The organism is Microvirga sp. 2MCAF35 (genome assembly GCF_052115545.1).
Classification (GTDB): Bacteria; Pseudomonadota; Alphaproteobacteria; order Rhizobiales; family Beijerinckiaceae; genus Microvirga.
The window spans coordinates 180610-200126 of record NZ_JBFRGW010000001.1 but is presented as its reverse complement, the minus strand read 5'-3'; the positions used below and the strand labels follow the sequence as shown (position 1 = coordinate 200126).

Below are 19517 nucleotides of genomic sequence, written 5' to 3'. Positions count from 1 at the left end.
CCCCGGCGGCTGAAAGGCCGGGAAGGGATCCATGATCAAGTGAGCCGCTATGGATTCCCTTCCCCTCCGATGGCTTCGCCATCTCCGGCCGGGAATGACACAGGTGGCGCTTTTCCCATCGAGATTACCGTCACAAAGCCGGTGATGACGTCGAGGGACGTTACTTCACCCGCGCCCTCGGATGCGCCGCGTTGAAGGCGTCCATCAATCTCGCCGCATCCACCTTCGTGTAGAGCTGCGTCGTCGAGAGCGAGGCGTGGCCGAGAAGTTCCTGGATGCCGCGCAGGTCGCCGCCCCTGGCGAGAAGATGCGTTGCGAAGGAATGGCGCAGGGCATGGGGCGTGGCGCTGTCCGGCAGGCCGAGCGCTCCGCGCAGCTCCTCGACGGCAAGCTGGATGATGCGCGGCGAGAGCGGACCACCCCGCGCGCCGACGAAGAGCGGGCCTTCCGGCGGAACCGCATAGGGGCAGAGCTGCAGATACTCTTCCACGGCGCGCTGGATCGGCGGAATCACCGGCACGCTGCGCATCTTAGCCCCCTTGCCGGTCACCGTGATCGTATCGACGCCGTTCACGGGGGCATCGCGTCGCTGCAGGCCGAGCGCCTCGGAGATGCGCAGGCCCGCCCCGTAGAGCAGCGAGAGCACGGCGGCGTCGCGGGCCAGGATCCAGGGCTTGCGGTCCTCGGACGCCCGTGTCTCCGCGTTCGTCACCGCGACCGCCGAGGAGGCGGAGAGTGGGCGCGGCAGGTTCTTGTCCACCTTCGGGGTGCGAATCGCCGCAAAAGCCGAGGCCGTGCCGTGGCCCTCCCGCTCCAGATGGCGGGCGAAGGAGCGCAGGGCCGCAAGCTGGCGCATGAGCGAGCGGCTCCCGACCGAATCCATCCGCCGGGCCGCTAGGAACGACCGGATGTCCATCGGCTTCAGGCCAAGGATGCCCTTCACCGTCGGCGGCTCGCCGAGGTGGTTCGTGAGAAAGGCCAGGAACTGGCGCAAATCCCGCCCATAGGCTTCGACGGTCTTCGCCGAGAGCCGCCGCTCCTTGGCAAGCGAAGACAGCCAGGCCATCGCCTCGCGGCGGGTATCATCCGCGCCGGGCAGGACCAGATCGAGAACATTTTGTGTGGCGCTGCTTGACATGAGTCCCATTTATGCAAGGGCAGAACCCTAACAGTCACAGGTTAACTCCTTATCGATGACAAGCCGCATTGCCGATGTCCTCATCCCGCTGGCGCTGGACACGGCCTATTCCTATGCCGTGCCGGATGGCCTCGCCGTCGAGGAGGGCGATGTCGTGCAGGTGCCGCTCGCCAACCGCGAGGTGGCGGGGGTCGTCTGGGGGATGCGGGACGGGCAGGGGGGAAACCTCAAGAAGGTGACCGGCGTGATCGAGGCGCCGAACCTGTCGCCGAGAATGCGGAAGTTCCTGGACTGGATCGCCTGGTACACCCTGGCGCCCAAGGGCTCGGCCCTCGCCATGGGGCTCAAGATCCCGGATCCGGACCGGCAGGAGGTCGTCCGTGTCGGCGTGAAGCTGGCGGGGGCTCTGCCGAAGCGCATGACGCCCGCGCGGCAGAAGGTCATGGAGGTCGCCCAGGACGGAGCCGTGCGGCTCAAAAGCGAACTGGCCAACGCGGCCGGGGTCAGCGCCGGCGTGGTCAACGGCCTCATCGACGAGGGTGTCCTGGAAACCGTGGCGCTCCTGGCGGAGCCGGTCGCCGAGATGCCCGATCCCGCCTTCGGCCACACCGCGCTCTCCGACGGCCAGCGCGAGGCGGCCGATGAACTCGTCGCCGCCATGGGCGAGGAGCATGCCCCCGTGATCCTGCTCGAAGGCGTCACGGGTTCGGGCAAGACGGAGGTCTATTTCGAGGCCGTGGCCGAGGCCGTGCGGAAAGGCCGGCAGGCGCTGATCCTCATGCCGGAAATTGCGCTGACCGCCCAGTTCCTCGACCGCTTCGCCGCCCGATTCGGCGTGAAGCCGGCGACCTGGCATTCCGGCGTCACGGGCCGGAAGCGGGAGCGGCTCTATGCGGCCATCGCGGCGAACGAGGTGAAGGTGGTGGCCGGAGCCCGCTCGGCCCTGTTCCTGCCTTATGCGGATCTCGGCCTCGTCATCGTCGATGAGGAGCACGAGACCGCCTACAAGCAGGATGACGGTGTCCACTACCATGCCCGCGACATGGCCGTGGTGCGCGGCAAGATCGAGAATGCGCCGGTGGTGCTGGCCTCCGCGACGCCTTCCATCGAGAGCCGGGTCAACGTGGAGCGCGGGCGCTACCGCCACGTGAAGTTGCCGGAGCGATTCGGCGGGCGCTCCATGCCGCAGATCCGGGCCGTGGATTTGCGCAAGGAAGCCATCCCGAAGGGCCGGTGGCTCTCGCCGACCCTCGTGGCGGCCGTGGAGGACACGGTCGCCCGCGGCGAGCAGGCGCTGCTCTTCCTCAACCGACGGGGCTATGCGCCGCTCACTCTCTGCCGGGCCTGCGCCCATCGCTACGAATGCCCCAACTGCTCGTCCTGGCTGGTCGAGCACCGCTTCCGGCGGTCCCTGGTCTGCCACCATTGCGGTCATGTGGAACGGACCCCTCACGCCTGCGTGGAATGCGGCAGCGTCGATTCGCTGGTACCCTGTGGGCCCGGCGTGGAGCGAATCGCCGAGGAGGCCACCGAGCTGTTCCCGGACAAACGCTGCATCGTGCTCTCCAGCGACTTCCCCGGCGGCACGGAGCGGCTGCGGGCGGAGCTGGCGGCCATCGCGGCGGGCGAGTTCGACATCGTCATCGGCACCCAGCTCGTGGCCAAGGGGCACAATTTCCCTCTCATGACCCTGGTCGGCGTGCTCGATGCCGATATCGGCCTCACCTCCGGAGATCCCCGCGCCGCCGAACGCACCTTCCAGATGCTCCAGCAGGTCACGGGCCGGGCCGGGCGCGGCGAGAAGCCGGGCCGGGCCCTGGTCCAGACATGGCAGCCCGATCATCCGGTGATCGCGGCTCTCATCTCCGGCGATGCCGAGCGGTTCTACGAGGAAGAGACCCGCGTCCGCGAGATGGCGGGACTGCCTCCCTTCGGACGCCTTGCCTCCCTCATCGTCTCAGCGGAGGAGCGGGAGGCGGCGGAAGCCCATGCCCGCGCCATGGCCCTCGTGGCGGAACCGCCGCCCGGCGTGACGGTGCTCGGCCCGGCCGAGGCGCCGCTGGCCCTGATCCGCGGCCGCTATCGCTTCCGGCTCCTGGTGAAGACCGAGCGGGAGGTGGATCTCCAGGCCTACCTGAGGGGCTGGATGGCCCGCTGCCCGAAGATCCGCGGCAACACCCGCGTGTCCATCGACGTGGATCCCCAGAGCTTTTTGTGAAGAGGTAGGTAATGGATGAAGCTTTAAAAGATTCTGTTACGCTCGGCGTCGCAATAGCTGGTTTATTATTGGGAACGCTAAACACCTTGAAGATTTTTTACTTTGATAAAAGGTGCAAAATCAAAATTGGAATAAAATTGGCTTTTGATGTTCGTAGCGGATTTTTATCTAAAAATCTGGAATCTGTCGAACTCAGCGAGTTTGACAATCTGGAGCTCGCACAAAATGCGCGCCTCAAGGTTGAGGTAATCAATCTAAGTCCTTTTCCTATCTATGTTGATGAAATCGCGTTCATGTCGGGATTTTTCAGCGACAGAAGAAGAGGAGTTTTAACAGCGGGAGGAATCCGCATTCCGGAAGGAGAAATGCCATACAGGTTAGAGAGTCGACAGAGTGCAAGCTTCTTCAGCGAAAGAGGAACTCTGCTAAATCTCCGCAAGAATATGACGCGTGTACGTGTTGAGACTAGTCATGGCTATCTGGTGCAAAAGAAGGTTCGCGCACTTGCTCGGATCTTGGACCGATTAGCCAATGTAAGTTCGGCAGCTACATAAGTCTAAGATCCGTAATCATCAACCTAAGCTTAACTTAGTATTGTGATCAGTCCCTAACATGACCAAGATCGTCCACTGCATCCGCCACGGCCAATCGACCTTCAACGCCCATTACGCCGAACATGGCGAGGATCCCGGGCATTTCGATGCGCGCCTGACCGAGCTCGGCCTGAGTCAGGTGGCCGAGCGAGCGCCCGAACTGCGCTCCAACCCTTATGAACTTATCGTGACCTCGCCGCTGACCCGGGCCATCCAGACCACCCTGGGCCTGTTCGGCGATCATCCGGCCCGGCCGACGATCCTGGTGGAATGCCTCCACCGCGAGCATCTTGAGAGCAGCTGCGATGTCGGCAGCGCCGTCTCCGATCTGTCGCGGGAGTTCCCACACCTATCCTTCGGGCATCTGGACGAGGTCTGGTGGCACAACGAGGGAGAGATCAACGAGAGGGGCTTCGTCACCGAGCCGGCCCATGTGTTCGAGGAGCGGGTGGAACGGTTCCGGGGCTGGCTCGCGCAACGGCCGGAGACGATGATCGCCGTGGTGGGCCACGGCACCTTCTTCAGCAGGCTCACCGGCCGGTTCCTCGCCAATTGCGAGGTCGCCGCCCTGGAGCTTTAGGGCCTTTCCGGCGGAACGGTTCCGCTCCGCCGTCCAAAATGCCTTGAGGGCAGGGAGGTCGCTTTTACCCAACGGGAGGCGGCTCTCGACCTTTACCTTGATCGGAAACCCGGTTTTTTCCAGGCAAGACAGGGCCTAGCTCGCCTTGCGCCTCGGAAAAACCCATGCTAGTGCACCCTCGCCCGGCAGGTGGATAAGGCTTCCGCCCCGGGCTCATTTCCACACCTGACGGGTTTCCCGAGCGCCTCTTTCGCAGGCCGTCCCGGTCCGAGGCCCGTTAAGACACGAGAGAGACGGTTACGTGGCGCAAAGCGGTTCCCAAGAAGGACCCCTCCTGTCGGGCGTAGCATTGCGCTATGCTTCGGCGCTGTTCGAACTCGCCCGGGAAGCGAATTCCGTGGATGCCGTTGCCGGCGATCTTGATCGCTTCGGCCAGATGATCCGCGGCAGCGACGACCTGCAGCGCCTGATCCAGAACCCCGTCTTCACGGCTGAAGAGCAGTCGGGCGCGATCGGCGCCATCCTCGACAAGGCCGGCATTTCGGGCCTCGCGGGCAATTTCATCCGCCTCGTCGCATCCAAGCGCCGGCTCTTCGCGCTTCCCGACATGATCCGGGCCTTCCAGAACCTGGCGTCCGACGCGAAGGGCATCGTCCGGGCGCAGGTCATCCTGGCGGAGGCGCCGTCCGATACCGTTCTCAACGAAATCAAGGCGGCGCTGCGCGACGTCGCCAAGGCTGACGTCTCCGTCGACGTCAAAATCGACCCGAGCCTCATCGGCGGTCTCATCGTGAAGATGGGGTCCCGCATGGTGGATGCCTCGGTGCGCACCAAACTCAATTCCATTCGTCTAGCGATGAAAGAGGTCCGCTGATGGACATTCGAGCCGCTGAGATCTCCGCGATCCTCAAAGAGCAGATCAAGAACTTCGGTACCGAGGCTGAAGTCACCGAAGTCGGACAGGTTCTGTCCGTCGGTGACGGCATTGCCCGTTGCTACGGCCTCGACAAGGTTCAGGCCGGCGAGCTGGTCGAATTCGAGAGTGGCGTGCGCGGCATGGCCCTCAACCTCGAGACCGACAATGTCGGCGTCGTGGTATTCGGCTCCGACCGCGAGATCGCCGAAGGCCAGACTGTGAAGCGCACCGGCGCCATCGTGGACGTGCCGGTCGGCAAGGGCCTGCTCGGTCGCGTGGTCGACGCGCTCGGCAATCCCATCGACGGCAAGGGGCCGATCCAGGCCACCGAGCGCCGTCGCGTGGACGTGAAGGCCCCCGGCATCATTCCGCGCAAGTCCGTGCATGAGCCGATGGCGACGGGCCTCAAGGCCATCGACGCCCTGATCCCGGTCGGCCGCGGCCAGCGCGAGCTGATCATCGGCGACCGCCAGACCGGCAAGACTGCGATCGCCCTTGACACGATCCTCAACCAGAAGCCGCTCAACCAGGGCAACGACGAGTCGCAGAAGCTTTACTGTGTCTATGTTGCCATCGGCCAGAAGCGCTCCACGGTTGCACAGTTCGTGAAGGTGCTGGAAGAGAACGGCGCGCTGGAATACTCCATCATCGTCGCCGCGACCGCGTCCGATCCGGCCCCGATGCAGTACCTGGCTCCCTTCGCCGGCTGCGCCATGGGCGAGTTCTTCCGCGACAACGGCATGCATGCCGTGATCGTGTACGACGACCTGTCCAAGCAGGCCGTCGCCTACCGCCAGATGTCGCTGCTGCTCCGCCGTCCGCCGGGCCGCGAGGCCTATCCGGGCGACGTGTTCTACCTGCACTCCCGCCTGCTCGAGCGCGCCGCGAAGCTCAACGACAGCCAGGGCGCGGGCTCGCTCACCGCTCTGCCGGTCATCGAGACGCAGGCCAACGACGTGTCGGCCTACATCCCGACCAACGTGATCTCGATCACCGACGGTCAGATCTTCCTAGAGACGGACTTGTTCTACCAGGGCATCCGCCCGGCCGTGAACGTCGGCCTCTCGGTGTCGCGCGTGGGCTCCTCGGCCCAGACGAAGGCGATGAAGAAGGTCGCGGGCAAGATCAAGGGCGAACTGGCCCAGTACCGCGAAATGGCGGCCTTCGCCCAGTTCGGCTCCGACCTCGACGCCACCACGCAGCGCCTGCTGAACCGCGGCTCGCGCCTGACCGAGCTCCTGAAGCAGCCGCAGTTCTCGCCGCTGAAGATGGAAGAGCAGGTCGCCGTGATCTATGCCGGCGTGAACGGCTACCTCGACAACCTGCCGCTCAACCGGGTGCGCGCGTTCGAAGACGGCCTGCTCTCGCTCCTGCGCGGCAAGCACGCCGACATCCTCGAGGCCATCCGCACTTCGAAGGACCTGTCGAGCGACTCGGAAGCGAAGCTCAAGGACATCGTCCAGAACTACGCCAAGTCTTTCTCGTAAAAGCTTGGGTTCTCTTAAAGATCGAACCGGGATACCGGAGAGGTAGGGCTGCTCGATGCCGAGCTTGAAAGACCTTCGTAACCGCATCGCCTCGGTCAAGGCGACGCAGAAGATCACCAAGGCCATGCAGATGGTGGCCGCCGCGAAGCTGCGCCGCGCGCAGACAGCGGCGGAAGCCGCGCGCCCCTATGCGGAGCGCATGGCGGTCGTGCTCGGCAACATCGCGTCCGGCATCACCGTCGGGCCGGAAACGCCGCGTCTCCTGGCCGGCACCGGCTCCGACCGTGTTCATCTGCTCATCGTCTGCACCGCGGAGCGTGGTCTCTGCGGTGCCTTCAACTCGTCGATCGCCCGCCTCGCCCGTGAGCACGCCAACCGGTTGCTCGCCGAAGGCAAGACAGTCAAGATCATCTGCGTCGGCAAGAAGGGCTACGACATCCTGCGTCGCCAGTTCGCCGAGCAGATCATCGAGCTCGTCGACCTTCGCTCCGTGCACCAGATCGGCTTCGAGCAGGGCGACATGATCGCCCAGAAGGTGCTCGCCCGCTTCGACGCCGGCGAGTTCGACGTGGCGACGCTGTTCTACTCGCGCTTCCGCTCGGTGATCACCCAGATCCCGACTGCGCAGCAGATCATCCCTGCCCAGATCGAGACCAGCGCCGGTGGCTCCACCGATGCTGTCTATGAATACGAGCCCGACGAAGGCGAGATCCTGACAACGCTCCTGCCGCGGAACCTCACCGTGCAGATCTTCCGGGCGCTGCTCGAGAACGCCGCTTCCGAACAGGGCGCCCGCATGAGCGCCATGGACAATGCGACCCGCAACGCGGGCGAGATGATCAAGAAGCAGACGATGACCTACAACCGGTCGCGTCAGGCGATGATCACCAAGGAACTGATCGAAATCATTTCGGGCGCCGAGGCGCTCTGACGAATCCGAGAGGAGCCTCACATGGCTAAAACCGCTACTACTGCCGGCAAGGCGACCGGCCGCATCACCCAGGTCATCGGCGCCGTCGTCGACGTGCAGTTCGAAGGCCACCTGCCGGAGATCCTGAACGCTCTCGAGACCACGAACGGCGGCAACCGCCTCGTGCTCGAAGTCTCGCAGCAGCTCGGCGAGAGCACCGTGCGCTGCATCGCCATGGACACCTCCGAAGGTCTCGTCCGCGGCCAGGAAGTCACCGACACCGGCGCGCCGATCTCCGTGCCCGTCGGCACCGCCACCCTCGGCCGCATCATGAACGTCATCGGCGAGCCGGTGGACGAAGCCGGCCCGATCGTCGGTGAAGGCATCCGCGCCATCCACCAGCCCGCACCGTCCTATGCCGAGCAGTCCACCGAGGGCCAGATTCTCGTGACGGGCATCAAGGTCGTCGACCTCCTCGCTCCTTACGCCAAGGGCGGCAAGATCGGCCTCTTCGGCGGCGCCGGCGTCGGCAAGACCGTGCTGATCATGGAGCTCATCAACAACGTCGCGAAGGCGCACGGCGGCTACTCCGTGTTCGCCGGCGTCGGCGAGCGTACCCGCGAGGGCAACGACCTCTATCACGAGATGATCGAGTCGAAGGTGAACGTGGATCCCCGTGAGAACGGCTCGGCCGCCGGTTCCAAGTGCGCCCTCGTGTACGGCCAGATGAACGAGCCCCCGGGCGCCCGCGCCCGCGTCGCGCTCACCGGTCTGACCGTCGCCGAGAACTTCCGCGACCAGGGTCAGGACGTGCTGTTCTTCGTGGACAACATCTTCCGCTTCACCCAGGCAGGCTCCGAGGTGTCGGCGCTTCTCGGCCGTATTCCTTCGGCCGTGGGCTATCAGCCGACCCTGTCCACCGACATGGGCGCCCTGCAGGAGCGCATCACCACCACCACCAAGGGCTCGATCACCTCGGTGCAGGCCATCTACGTGCCCGCCGACGACCTGACCGACCCGGCCCCGGCGACCTCCTTCGCCCACCTCGACGCCACGACCGTGCTGTCGCGTTCGATCGCCGAGAAGGGCATCTACCCGGCGGTGGACCCGCTCGACTCGACCTCGCGCATGCTCTCGGCCGCCATCGTGGGCGAGGAGCACTACAACGTCGCCCGTCAGGTCCAGCAGGTGCTGCAGCGCTACAAGGCGCTCCAGGACATCATCGCGATCCTGGGCATGGACGAGCTGTCCGAAGAGGACAAGCTCACCGTCGCCCGCGCCCGCAAGATCGAGCGCTTCCTCAGCCAGCCCTTCCACGTGGCCGAAGTGTTCACCGGCTCGCCCGGCAAGCTCGTGTCGCTTGAAGAAACCATCAAGGGCTTCAAGGGGCTGGTCGAAGGCCAGTACGACCACCTTCCCGAGGCTGCCTTCTACATGGTCGGCACCATCGACGAAGCCGTCGAGAAGGCCCAGCGTCTCGCTGCAGAAGCGGCTTAATCGCCACCAATCGTCATCCCGGAGCCGTGCCCGCACGCTCCGGGATGTTCTTGTTTAAACGTATCTCCCAAACGATTCCCGACCGTTCACCGACTGCGGGATGACGAGGAGCTCAGATGGCTACCTTCACTTTCGAACTCGTCTCTCCCGAGCGCGTGCTGTTCTCTGGCGAGGTCGACGCCGTGGTGCTGCCCGCGACCGAAGGCGACATGACGGTTCTGGCCGGCCATTCGCCCGTGATGACGACCCTGAAGACCGGGTTTCTCGTCGTCACCAGCACGCCCGGCAATGGACGGCGGGTTCTCATCCGTGGCGGCTTCGCCGACATCAACCAGAACGGACTCACGGTTCTGGCCGAGCGCGCGCTCCCGGAGGAAGAGCTGACCCAGGACATCCTCGATCAGGAAATCCTGACCGCTGAAATGCATTACGATGCCACCAACGAACCGGCCACGAGGCAAGCAGCCGAAGCGGCCATCGCGCAGCTGCGCGAAGCCAAGGCGGCGCTGAACTTCTAAGTCTGAAACAACCCGGCCCCGAGCCGGGCTTTTCTTTGATGGACACCGCCGCACCGCTCATCCTCACGCTCCAGTTCGACGAGCGCTCCTTCGCCTTCTTCGATACGCAAAGACGACGCTACTTTCCCCCTGACCGCAATCTCATCCCGGCTCACCTGACGCTGTTCCACGCTCTTCCGGGCGAGCACCTGCCGCAGATCGAGCAGGACATCGAAGCCATCTCATCGCCCTACCGACCTTTCACGCTCGACGTCACGGGTCTGCGCCCCTTAGGCCGCGGCGTCGCCTACGCGCTTGCATCCACCGAGCTGGCGCAGCTGCGTCGCGACCTAGCCCTGCATTGGAACGACTGGCTCAAACCGCAGGATCGGCAAAACCACCAGCCGCATGTGACGGTGCAGAACAAGGTCCATCCATCCGCCGCGCGGGCTCTTCTGGAGGAACTGAGCGACAGCTTCCAGCCGTTTCAGGCAGAGGCCGTCGGGCTGGAGCTGTGGTGGTATCGCGGCGGGCCGTGGGAGAAGGTGCGGAGCTTTGGCTTTTCCGCGTGATATGACATTCCACGTCATGGCCGGCCTTGTGCCGGCCATCCCGATACGGTGAGGCTCGGCGTTCCATGCAAGCGGGATCACCGGAACTGATCCCCGGATCAAGTCCGGGGACGGTGATGACGTGGTGGGTGTCATCCCCGGCGCACGCAGTGCGGGAAGGGGATCCACGATCACGCGCGGCGCTATCGATTCCCTTCCCCTCCGCTGCAGCTCCGGCCGGGAATGACACCGGGGTGCCTTACAGAAGCGAGATCACCGGCACGAGGCCGTTGATGACGTGAGATCGAGGGTGCCTTACTCCCCCATGGCGATCAGGTTAGCGTTGCCGCCAGCGGCGGCCGTGTTGATCGTCACCGTCTGCTCCGTGGCGAAGCGCAGGAGGTAGTGCGGGCCGCCGGCTTTCGGGCCGGTGCCGGAAAGGCCGTGTCCGCCGAAGGGCTGCACGCCGACCACCGCGCCGATCATGTTGCGGTTCACGTAGACGTTGCCGACCGACAGGGCCTGCACGACCCGCGCGACCGTCGCGTCAATGCGCGAATGGACGCCGAGCGTCAGCCCGTAGCCGGTGCCCTCGATGGCGCGCAGCACGTCCTCCAGACGGTCCGCCCTGTAGCGCACGACGTGCAGCACGGGGCCGAATACTTCCTGGGCCAGATCATGGGGCCTGTTGAGCTCGAAGATATGCGGCGCCACATAGGTTCCGGTCGTAGGCGCCTCACCGGCATAGTGCACTTTCGCCGAGCGCTTCATCGCCTCAATATGCGCGTCGAGCTTGTCCTTCGCCTCGCGGTCGATCACCGGACCCACATGGGTCGAGACCTCACGCGGATCGGCAATCTTCAGCTCGCGGGCATTGCCGGCGATCATCTCGATCATGCGGTCGGCGACATCGTCCTGCACGCAGAGCAGGCGCAGGGCCGAGCAGCGCTGGCCGGCGGAGCGGAAGGCCGACATCACCACATCGTCGGCTACCTGCTCGGGCAGAGCGGTCGCATCGACGATCATGGCATTGATGCCGCCGGTCTCGGCGATCAGCGGCACGATGGCCGCGTCCTTGTTGGCAAGCGTGCGGTTGATGAGGCGGGCCACTTCCGTGGAGCCTGTGAACACGACGCCCGCCACGTCCTTGTGCTCCACGAGACGCGCGCCGACACGTCCGTCGCCAGGCATGAGATGAAGTGCCGTCTTCGGCACGCCGGCCTCATGCAGGATGCGCACGGCGAGATCGGCGATCAGCGGCGTCTGCTCGGCGGGCTTCGCCACCACGGCATTGCCCGCCATCAGCGCGGCACTGACCTGGCCGAGGAAGATGGCGAGCGGGAAGTTCCAGGGCGAAATCGCCACGAACACGCCGCGCCCGCGCAGGCGCAGCACATTGCTCTCGCCCGTCGGGCCCGGCATCGTGTCTCCAGTGCCGAACAGCGCGCGGCCCTGAACGGCGTAATAGCGCAGGAAATCGACGGCCTCGCGCACCTCGGAGAGGGCATCGTCGAGGGTCTTGCCTGCTTCCACCTGTAGGAGGTGAAGCAGGGCGCCGCGCCGCTCCTCCAGGAGATCGGCCGCGCGCTGGAGCGCCATGGCGCGGGTCTTCGCGTCCGTGCGGCTCCAAGGGGCGAAACCGGCCTGCGCCGCCGCCATGGCGCGGTCGGCCACCTCCGGCGTGGCTTCCGTCACCTGGCCGACCACAGTCGAGCCGTCGATGGGGCTGACGACCGGGCGCGTTGCGCCCGAGGCCGCCTTGCCGTCGATCAGCGGCAGGGCCTTGAAGCTCTGCTGTTTGCCCTTCTCGATCTCGGCGAGAAGCGCATCGAGCGACGCCTGATGGCCGAACTCGACGCCTCTCGAATTCGCCCGCTCAGGGCCATAGAGATCGCGCGGCAGAGGCAGTTTGGGGTGGCGCGCCTTGTCGGCGGACACGATGATGTCGGCGGGGCGCTTCAGCAGCGCCTCGACCGGCACGTTCGGATCGGCCGCCACCGACACGAAGGATGAATTCGCGCCGTTCTCCAGAAGACGGCGCACGAGATAGGCCAGCAGGTCGCGATGGCCGCCCACCGGCGCATAGGCGCGGCACGCGAGGCCCGGATTGTCTTCGAGCAGGCGCGCATAGAGCGCCTCGCCCATGCCGTGCAGGCGCTGGAACTCGTAGCCCTCCGTGCCGCCGGCGCGCTCGATGATGGATGCCACCGTCAGGGCGTTGTGCGTGGCGAACTGCGGATAGATACGCGGCCGCAAGGCCAGCATCTTCTCGGCGCAGGCCATGTAGTGCAGGTCCGTCATCGCCTTGCGGGTGAAGACCGGATAATCGTCGAGGCCGCGTTCCTGGGCCCGCTTCACCTCCGTGTCCCAATAGGCGCCCTTCACCAGGCGCACCATGAGCTGGCGGTCGTATTTCTCCGCCATGGCCGCGACGGCGTCGACCACCGAGCCGGCCCGCTTCTGGTAAGCCTGAATCGCGAGGCCGAAGCCTTTCCAGCTGGCCAGGGACGGATCGGCGATCACGGCCTCGATCACCTCAAGGGACAATTCGAGCCGGTCGGCTTCTTCCGCGTCGACCGTGAAATTGAGATCGAAGGATTTCGCTTTTTGCGCCAGCTCGATCACGAGCGGCACCAGCTCGCGCATGACCCGCTCGCGGCTCGTGGCCTCATAGCGCGGGTGGAGGGCCGAGAGCTTCACCGAGATGCCGGGGCGGTTCGGCAGCGGCTCGTTGCCGGCCGAGCGGCCGATGGCGTCGATGGCGGAGGCATAAGAATCGAAATAGCGGCGTGCATCCTCGGCCGTGCGGGCGCCTTCGCCGAGCATGTCGAAGGAATAGCGGTAGATCCGGCCCTTGGACGAGGTGGCGCGCTTGAGCGCCTCGTCGATGGTCTGGCCGAGCACGAAGTGGTTGCCCATGACCCGCATGGCCTGGCGGGTGGCGGTGCGAACCGCCGGGAGGCCGAGGCGCTTCGTGAGCTGGCCCAGGATGCTCTCCGGCGTCTCACCGGGCTGAATGATGCGCGCCGTGATGCCGAGCGCCCAGGCCGATGCCGAGACCAGGAAGGCGTCAGACTTCGCCTCATGGCCGGCGAAATCGGCCTGGCCCAGCTTGTCCTCGATCAGCCGGTCGGAGGTGGCGGCATCCGGCACGCGCAGCAGGGCCTCGGCGAGAACCATGAGGGCAAGCCCCTCCTTGGTGGACAGCGCGTATTCCCGAAGCATCTCCTCGACGCCGCCGAGCCCGCCGCCCTTGGCGCGGATCGCCTCGATCAGGCGGGTCGCCTGCTCGTCCACGCGCTTCTCGCGTTCCGACGTCAGCTGCGAGGTGGCGAGAAGACGGGCCGCAAGGGCCTTGTCGTCTTCGGCGAAGGGCGGGTCGAAGGGCAGGGGGGCGCCGGGGGCAGGGCTCATGGACAATCCTCTGGATGTTTTCCGGAATATATGAGGCCGTGAGCCGTGTTTCGATGGCGAAATTGGCAAGCTTGCCTTAGATATAACGCCGGAAAACTCAAAGAGCCGTGAGAATGACGGATTTGGACCGGATCGATCGCAAGATCCTCAAACACCTCCAGGCAGACGGCCGCATCGCTACCGTGGAACTGGCCGAGAAGGTGGGGCTGTCGCCGACCTCAACAGGGGAACGCGTGAAGCGTCTCCAGCGCGAAGGGGTCATCGCCGGCTACGGCGCGAGGCTCGATCCGCACCGGCTCGGGCTTGAACTGCTGGTCTTCGTGGAGGTCTCCCTCGACAAGACGACGCCCGACGTTTTCGAAAAATTCGCCGCCGCTGTGAAGCGGGCGCCCGAGGTTCTCGAATGCCACATGGTGGCGGGCGGCTTCGATTATCTGGTCAAGACCCGTGTGGCCGACATGGCCGCCTATCGCCACTTCCTCGGCGAGATCCTCCTGGCGCTCCCGGGCGTGAAGGAAACGCGCACCTATGCGGTGATGGAGGAGGTGAAGAGCGACGGGATGCTGCCGGTGTGATGGGCCGGGGTTTATCCTCACGTCATCACCGGCCTTGTGCCGGTGATCTCGATTGATTGACGCACCGTGCCTCACCGTATCGAGATGGCTGGCACAAGGCCGGCCATGACGTGGTGGGTATCGTTACCGACACGAGGCCGGCGACGACGATGGAAATGCCTTACCCGGAAATCGTCTCCGGCTCGTTCTTCGTCTTCCAGAGGGAGAAGACGACACCACCGGCGATCAGGGCGAAGGTGACGCCGAGCGAGATCGTGGGGTCGAGTTTGCCGACGAGCTGGTTCCAGAAGATCTTGCCGCCGATGAAGACGAGCACGAGCGCCAAGGCATATTTCAGGTAGTGGAAGCGATGCACCATGGCGGCGAGGGCGAAGTAGAGCGCCCTGAGGCCCAGGATCGCCATGATGTTCGCCGTGTAGACCACGAAGGTGTCCGTCGTGATGGCGAAGATCGCCGGCACCGAATCGACCGCGAAGATCAGGTCGGCCACGTTGATCACCACGAGGGCGAGGAAGAGCGGCGTCGCCCAGGTGACGATCCGGCCCGTCTTCGGGTCGGGCTCCCGCACGAAGAAGTGCTGCTCGTGCAGGCGGTCCGAGACCCGCATGTGCCGGCGCAGGAAGCGCACCATGGCGTTGTTGTCGATGTCCGGCTCGCTTTCGGGCACGAGCAGCATCTTGACGCCGGTCACGATGAGGAACGCACCGAAGAGGTAGAGCATCCAGGCATATTCCTGCACCAGCGCCGCGCCCACGGCGATCATGATGCCGCGCAGGACGATGACGCCGATGATGCCCCACACGAGGGCCCGGTACTGGTATTTCCGGGGGATGGCGAAATAGCTGAAGATCAGCGAGATTACGAAGACGTTGTCGATGGACAGGGACTTCTCGATGAAGAAGCCCGTGAAGTAGGCGACGCCCGCATGGCTGCCGTCCTGGGTCACCAGGAGGCCGGTCTCGAACGACCACCAGATATAGGCGCCGAAGAGCGCCGCGATGCCGATATAGAAGGCGGACAGGAGAAGACTCTCCTTCACGCCGAGCTCCCGGTCCTTCCTGTTCAGGACACCGAGATCGAAGGCGAGAAGAAACACGACAAGGCTCAGGAAAGCCGTCCACATCCAGACGGGCTTTCCCAGCCATTCCACGAGAAGGAATTCTGGCATAACCGGACCTATGATTGCTTTTTCGTACAAGCATCGGCTCCGACATCACAGTCGTGTGCGCACGTCCTGCCAGAGGGGCCCGGTCGCCGATGGGTGTCACGTGGGAAGCCCGCCCGCGACCGTCAAGAGCCTCGGACCCCGGCTCCTCTGCTCAATTTTCCGTCAGATGCATGCCCCAAGGGCAGAGATGCCCGGGCAAGAGACTTGACCCCGAGGGCCGATCTGGTTGCATGGTCGAGAACCGGGCGGGCGTCCAGGAAGAGCGCCACAAAAGTCCCGACCATAAAAACAGAGGTGACGGTGATGCTTGCGGATCGTGCGACGAAGGCGGCGTGGATCAGGGGGATGCTGGCCGGAGCGGCCGTGCTTCTCGGGTCCGCCGCGGGCCAGGCTCAGACCCCGGTGCGGTTCTCCCTGGACTGGCGCTGGGAAGGGCCGGCCGCCCCCTTCGCCGTGGCGATCGACAAGGGCTACTTCAAGGCCGAAGGGCTCGACGTGACCATCGACCCGGCGGCGGGCTCCCGCGAGCCGATCTCCCGCGTGGCGTCGGGCACCTACGATGTCGGCTTCGGCGACGTGAACTCCCTCGTGCGGTTCCGCGACGAGAATCCCGGCACGGACATCAAGGCCGTGATGGTGATCTACGACCGGCCGCCCTTCGCCATCATCGGACGCAAGAGCCGCGGCGTCACCAAGGAGGTGTCGAGCCTGCAGGGCAAGAAGTTCGGCGCTCCGGCGGCCGACAGCGCCTACGCGCAATGGCCGATCTTCAAGGAGGTCAACAAGATCGACGATTCCAGCATGAAGTTCGAGAATGTGGGCTTTCCAGTCCGCGAGCCCATGCTGGCGCAAGGAGAGGTCGATGCGGTGTTCGGCTTCTCCATGTCGTCCTACATCAACCTGAAATCCCGCGGCGTGCCGGCGGACGACATCGTCGTGCTGCTCATGAGCGATTACGGCGTCGATCTTTACGGCAACACGATCATCGTCTCGCAGAAATTCGCCCAGGAGAAGCCGGAGGCCGTGAAGGGCCTGCTGCGGGCGATCATGAAAGGTGTGCAGGACACCGTGAAGGATCCGTCGAGCGCGGTCGATTCCGTTATCAGGCGCAACGACGTGGCCAAGAAGGACGTGGAGCTCGAGCGCCTCAAGATGGTGCTGGAGCAGAACATGATCACCCCCTGGGTGAAGGAGAACGGCTTCGGCGGCATCGACAAGGAGCGTTTCGCCAAGGCCCTCGACGAGATCGGCCTGACCTTCACTTACAAGACCAAACCTGAGGTCGGTGCCGTGTTCACGGAGGAGTTCCTCCCCGCGGCCGACCAGCGCAAGGTGAACTGAGTCTTCTCTTACCCTCCCCCTCAAGGGGAGGGTGAACAAGCGGAGCGCCCTGTGCCGACTTTCGTCGATATCCACGACGTCACTCACGTCTATGCGCGAACCGAGGACGGCCTGCCTGCGGTCAGGAACCTCAATCTCAAGGTGAATGAGGGCGAGTTCGCCGCCATCGTCGGTCCTTCGGGTTGCGGCAAGTCCACCCTCATGAAGCTCGCCACCGGTTTGCAGTTCCCCCGCGAGGGGACCGTCATCGTCGATGGCAAGCAGGTGGGAGCTCCTGTCAAGCTCGCCGGCATGGCCTTCCAGAACCCGACCATGCTGCCCTGGCGCACCACTCTCGACAACATCCTCCTGCCGCTCGAGATCGTGGAACCGCACCGCGCGCGGCTGCGCCGCCACAAGGCCGAGTATGTGGCGAAAGCCGAGAGCCTCCTGGAGCAGGTCGGCCTCAAGGGGCAGGGACATAAGTTCCCCTGGCAGCTCTCCGGAGGCATGCAGCAGCGCGCCTCCCTCTGCCGGGCGCTGATCCATGAGCCGAAGCTCCTGATGCTCGATGAGCCCTTCGGTGCGCTCGACAGCTTCACCCGCGAGGAATTGTGGTGCGTGATGCGCGATCTTCATGCGGCCCAGAAGGTCACGATCATTCTCGTCACCCACGATCTGCGCGAGGCCGCGTTCCTGTCGGACCGGATCTTCTGCATGAGCGCGCGGCCGGGCCGGATCGTTGCCGAGCGGGAGGTGGAGTTCCCGCGACCGCGCGATCTCGAAATTACCTACACGCCGGAATTCTCCGCGCTCGTCCATGAACTGCGCGGGCATATCGCGCAGGCGCGCAAGGCGGCTTGAGTCTCATGAAAACCAAGAACCAGCTCGCGCTTGCTCCCTGGATCTTCACCATCGGCTTCTTCGTGCTGTGGGAGATCGTCTGCCGTGTCCTGAAGGTGTCGAGCTTCATCCTTCCGGCACCCTCTACGATCCTTCTCGCCGTGTGGGAATACCGGACGCAGCTCGCCTACCACGCCATGCATACCCTCTGGATGACGCTGGCCGGCTTTGGTCTCGCGGTAGGGTTCGGCCTGCTCCTCGGCATGGTGCTCGGCTCCTCGCGGCTCATCAATGCGGGATCCTATCCGCTGCTCGTGGGCTTCAACTCGATCCCGAAGGTGGCCGTGGTGCCGATCCTCGTGTTCTGGTTCGGGGTCGGCTGGGTGCCGCCAGTGCTGACCGCCTTCCTGATCTCGTTCTTTCCCATCGTGGTGAACGTCGCCACCGGCATCGCCACGGTGGAGCCGGAAATGGAGGATGTGCTGCGGGCGCTCGGCGCCTCGAAGCGGGACATCGTGCTCAAGGTCGGCGTGCCCCGCGCCATGCCGTATTTCTTCGGCTCGCTCAAAGTGGCGATCACGCTCGCCTATGTGGGCTCCGTCATCGGCGAGCAGAACGCGTCGAATGTGGGCATCGGCAACCTGCTCACCCGCGCGTCCGCAGCCTTCGAGGTGCCGCTGGTCTGGGCCGCCCTCGTGGTGCTCGCGGTCCTCGGCGTCGTCATGTATGCGATCACCGCTTACGTGGAACGCTCCATGACCGGCTGGGCGCAGCGCTCGCAGATGGCCGCGTGAGATCGGATTGGTTTCCGCTCTCACTGATCCGGCAAGGCTGCGCCCGCCTTGTAGCCGTCTGTCAGGCTCCACGTCATGGTGACCTTGACGCTGCCCTTGTAGGAGGCGTTGCCCAGCGGGAGAACCAGGATGGGCCTGGTCAGATTGATCGTCTCGCTCTTCGTGCCGGACAGCGGCGCCCCTTTAAGAGTTTTGGCCGCCCATGCGGCGATCTCCTCGGGAACGGCTGTGGTGACATTTCCGATGTTTTTCTGCACGGCGGGAATTTCCGGAAACAGGAAGCCCGGGAGGAAGAGCGTATTGGCATCCTCGTTCACGACGGACATCGGGTAGGACAGGCACAGGGACGGCTTGGCCTGCGCGATGTCGAACCTGGCCTCATGGTTCCACGGCTTGGACGCGCCCACGTCGGATACTGAGCCCTGGCTGACGTCGTTGCGGGTGGCCCTGAACTTGCCGGGACAGCCTTCGAGGCCGAACCATTGCCGGTAAATCTCTTTCTCCTCCTGAGAGGCCATTGAGGCATCAGGCACGCCGGGCCTCATAGTGGCGCCGGGAGGCGGGGTCATCAGGCCGGGATTCGCCTGCATCACGGCGGCCTTGATGCAGGCCTCGTCGCCCTTGCACTTGGCATAAGCCTGCATGATCGCCTGGTTGACCTGCTGCTGCATGGCGGCATTCGGAGCTGCTGCGGGCGCCAGGGCCTTGTTGCGCTCTTGGATCTTTTGCATGTCGGCGATCTGCCGGGCGCTGGTGTCCTGCGCCTTGCGCATGGAATCCGGATCGAGCGGATTCATGGCATCCAGGCTGTCGCTCGGTTCCAGGACGGTTGCCAGGAAGAAGCGCTCCGCGATCGTTCCCTTCTCGGAACTGACCTTGGTCTGCCAGCTTTCCGAGCCTTCCACGCGCAGGTCGATCTTCAGGATGCGCGGTCCCGGGGGCTGCTTTGCCTGAGCCGGCATGGCGAGAGCGGCGCCGCATAGGAAAGCGGCTTGGACGAATCTTGAAACCTGCAT

Annotated in this window: 17 protein-coding genes; 13 read left to right on the top strand and 4 right to left on the bottom strand. The window is 64.7% G+C overall.

The window, feature by feature from the left end; all coding sequences use genetic code 11:
- Positions 1–160 precede the first annotated feature (160 nt).
- Positions 161–1147, bottom strand: a complete 987-nt coding sequence (locus tag AB4097_RS00910; RefSeq protein WP_442036317.1) for a tyrosine recombinase XerC — start codon at positions 1145–1147, stop codon at positions 161–163.
- Positions 1148–1193: 46 nt separating this feature from the next.
- On the opposite strand from AB4097_RS00910, the gene AB4097_RS00905 reads away from it, so the two are divergent.
- From AB4097_RS00905 to AB4097_RS00865, 9 genes are all read left to right on the top strand, one after another.
- Positions 1194–3356, top strand: a complete 2163-nt coding sequence (locus tag AB4097_RS00905; RefSeq protein WP_442036315.1) for a primosomal protein N' — start codon at positions 1194–1196, stop codon at positions 3354–3356.
- Positions 3357–3367: 11 nt separating this feature from the next.
- Entirely contained in the window at positions 3368–3910 is a 543-nt protein-coding gene (locus AB4097_RS00900) for a hypothetical protein (protein ID WP_442036313.1), read from the top strand.
- Between the two features lie 58 nt (positions 3911–3968).
- On the top strand, positions 3969–4529 hold the full coding sequence (locus AB4097_RS00895) for a histidine phosphatase family protein (protein ID WP_442036311.1): 561 nt from the start codon (positions 3969–3971) through the stop codon (positions 4527–4529).
- A 301-nt stretch (positions 4530–4830) separates the two neighbouring features.
- On the top strand, positions 4831–5403 hold the full coding sequence (locus AB4097_RS00890) for a F0F1 ATP synthase subunit delta (protein ID WP_442036309.1): 573 nt from the start codon (positions 4831–4833) through the stop codon (positions 5401–5403).
- A complete protein-coding gene (atpA, locus tag AB4097_RS00885; RefSeq protein WP_442036307.1) occupies positions 5403–6932 on the top strand; it encodes a F0F1 ATP synthase subunit alpha in 1530 nt (509 codons plus the stop codon). The genes AB4097_RS00890 and atpA overlap by 1 nt, the downstream gene beginning before the upstream one ends.
- Positions 6933–6987: 55 nt before the next feature.
- Positions 6988–7863, top strand: a complete 876-nt coding sequence (locus AB4097_RS00880) for a F0F1 ATP synthase subunit gamma (protein ID WP_442036305.1) — start codon at positions 6988–6990, stop codon at positions 7861–7863.
- A 21-nt stretch (positions 7864–7884) separates the two neighbouring features.
- Positions 7885–9339 (top strand): F0F1 ATP synthase subunit beta, encoded by a 1455-nt coding sequence (gene atpD, locus AB4097_RS00875; RefSeq protein WP_442036303.1) that lies wholly within the window; start codon positions 7885–7887, stop codon positions 9337–9339.
- A 116-nt stretch (positions 9340–9455) separates the two neighbouring features.
- Positions 9456–9857: a F0F1 ATP synthase subunit epsilon gene (locus AB4097_RS00870; RefSeq protein ID WP_442036301.1), complete on the top strand. Its 402-nt coding sequence runs from the start codon at positions 9456–9458 to the stop codon at positions 9855–9857.
- Positions 9858–9895: 38 nt separating this feature from the next.
- Positions 9896–10408 carry a 2'-5' RNA ligase family protein gene (locus tag AB4097_RS00865; RefSeq protein ID WP_442036299.1) on the top strand — a complete coding sequence of 171 codons (513 nt, stop codon included), beginning with the start codon at positions 9896–9898 and terminating at the stop codon, positions 10406–10408.
- 294 nt (positions 10409–10702) lie between these two features.
- Here AB4097_RS00865 and putA read toward each other — a convergent pair whose 3' ends face one another.
- The gene (gene putA, locus AB4097_RS00860) at positions 10703–13801 is read right to left on the bottom strand and encodes a bifunctional proline dehydrogenase/L-glutamate gamma-semialdehyde dehydrogenase PutA (RefSeq protein ID WP_442036297.1); all 3099 of its coding nucleotides are present in this window, start codon (positions 13799–13801) and stop codon (positions 10703–10705) included.
- Positions 13802–13914: 113 nt separating this feature from the next.
- Here putA and AB4097_RS00855 point away from each other — a divergent pair, with 113 nt between their 5' ends.
- A complete protein-coding gene (locus tag AB4097_RS00855; protein WP_442036295.1) occupies positions 13915–14376 on the top strand; it encodes an Lrp/AsnC ligand binding domain-containing protein in 462 nt (153 codons plus the stop codon).
- Positions 14377–14536: 160 nt separating this feature from the next.
- Here AB4097_RS00855 and AB4097_RS00850 read toward each other — a convergent pair whose 3' ends face one another.
- Complete coding sequence (locus AB4097_RS00850; protein ID WP_442036293.1) at positions 14537–15544, bottom strand: TerC family protein; 1008 nt, start codon at positions 15542–15544, stop codon at positions 14537–14539.
- A gap of 303 nt (positions 15545–15847) precedes the next feature.
- On the opposite strand from AB4097_RS00850, the gene AB4097_RS00845 reads away from it, so the two are divergent.
- Genes AB4097_RS00845 through AB4097_RS00835 form a run of 3 tightly spaced genes read left to right on the top strand, consistent with a single transcriptional unit; the run spans position 15848 to position 18501 of the window.
- Entirely contained in the window at positions 15848–16885 is a 1038-nt protein-coding gene (locus AB4097_RS00845; RefSeq protein ID WP_442036291.1) for an ABC transporter substrate-binding protein, read from the top strand.
- A 51-nt stretch (positions 16886–16936) separates the two neighbouring features.
- The gene (locus AB4097_RS00840; protein WP_442036289.1) at positions 16937–17728 is read left to right on the top strand and encodes an ABC transporter ATP-binding protein; all 792 of its coding nucleotides are present in this window, start codon (positions 16937–16939) and stop codon (positions 17726–17728) included.
- A gap of 5 nt (positions 17729–17733) precedes the next feature.
- On the top strand, positions 17734–18501 hold the full coding sequence (locus AB4097_RS00835) for an ABC transporter permease (protein ID WP_442036287.1): 768 nt from the start codon (positions 17734–17736) through the stop codon (positions 18499–18501).
- A 20-nt stretch (positions 18502–18521) separates the two neighbouring features.
- On the opposite strand, the gene AB4097_RS00830 is transcribed toward AB4097_RS00835, so the two are convergent.
- Positions 18522–19517, bottom strand: a complete 996-nt coding sequence (locus tag AB4097_RS00830) for a hypothetical protein (protein WP_442036285.1) — start codon at positions 19515–19517, stop codon at positions 18522–18524.

Excerpts from the sequence above, each read along its gene's own strand:
- AB4097_RS00830 (WP_442036285.1), bottom strand. The coding sequence starts at position 19,517 with ATGCAGGTTTCAAGATTCGTCCAAGCCGCTTTCCTATGCGGCGCCGCT.
- AB4097_RS00870 (WP_442036301.1), top strand. The coding sequence starts at position 9,456 with ATGGCTACCTTCACTTTCGAACTCGTCTCTCCCGAGCGCGTGCTGTTC.
- putA (WP_442036297.1), bottom strand. The coding sequence starts at position 13,801 with ATGAGCCCTGCCCCCGGCGCCCCCCTGCCCTTCGACCCGCCCTTCGCC.
- AB4097_RS00910 (WP_442036317.1), bottom strand. The coding sequence starts at position 1,147 with ATGGGACTCATGTCAAGCAGCGCCACACAAAATGTTCTCGATCTGGTC.
- AB4097_RS00845 (WP_442036291.1), top strand. The coding sequence starts at position 15,848 with ATGCTTGCGGATCGTGCGACGAAGGCGGCGTGGATCAGGGGGATGCTG.
- AB4097_RS00850 (WP_442036293.1), bottom strand. The coding sequence starts at position 15,544 with ATGCCAGAATTCCTTCTCGTGGAATGGCTGGGAAAGCCCGTCTGGATG.
- atpA (WP_442036307.1), top strand. The coding sequence starts at position 5,403 with ATGGACATTCGAGCCGCTGAGATCTCCGCGATCCTCAAAGAGCAGATC.
- AB4097_RS00905 (WP_442036315.1), top strand. The coding sequence starts at position 1,194 with ATGACAAGCCGCATTGCCGATGTCCTCATCCCGCTGGCGCTGGACACG.
- AB4097_RS00855 (WP_442036295.1), top strand. The coding sequence starts at position 13,915 with ATGACGGATTTGGACCGGATCGATCGCAAGATCCTCAAACACCTCCAG.
- AB4097_RS00880 (WP_442036305.1), top strand. The coding sequence starts at position 6,988 with ATGCCGAGCTTGAAAGACCTTCGTAACCGCATCGCCTCGGTCAAGGCG.
- AB4097_RS00835 (WP_442036287.1), top strand. The coding sequence starts at position 17,734 with ATGAAAACCAAGAACCAGCTCGCGCTTGCTCCCTGGATCTTCACCATC.
- AB4097_RS00895 (WP_442036311.1), top strand. The coding sequence starts at position 3,969 with ATGACCAAGATCGTCCACTGCATCCGCCACGGCCAATCGACCTTCAAC.
- atpD (WP_442036303.1), top strand. The coding sequence starts at position 7,885 with ATGGCTAAAACCGCTACTACTGCCGGCAAGGCGACCGGCCGCATCACC.
- AB4097_RS00865 (WP_442036299.1), top strand. The coding sequence starts at position 9,896 with ATGGACACCGCCGCACCGCTCATCCTCACGCTCCAGTTCGACGAGCGC.
- AB4097_RS00900 (WP_442036313.1), top strand. The coding sequence starts at position 3,368 with ATGGATGAAGCTTTAAAAGATTCTGTTACGCTCGGCGTCGCAATAGCT.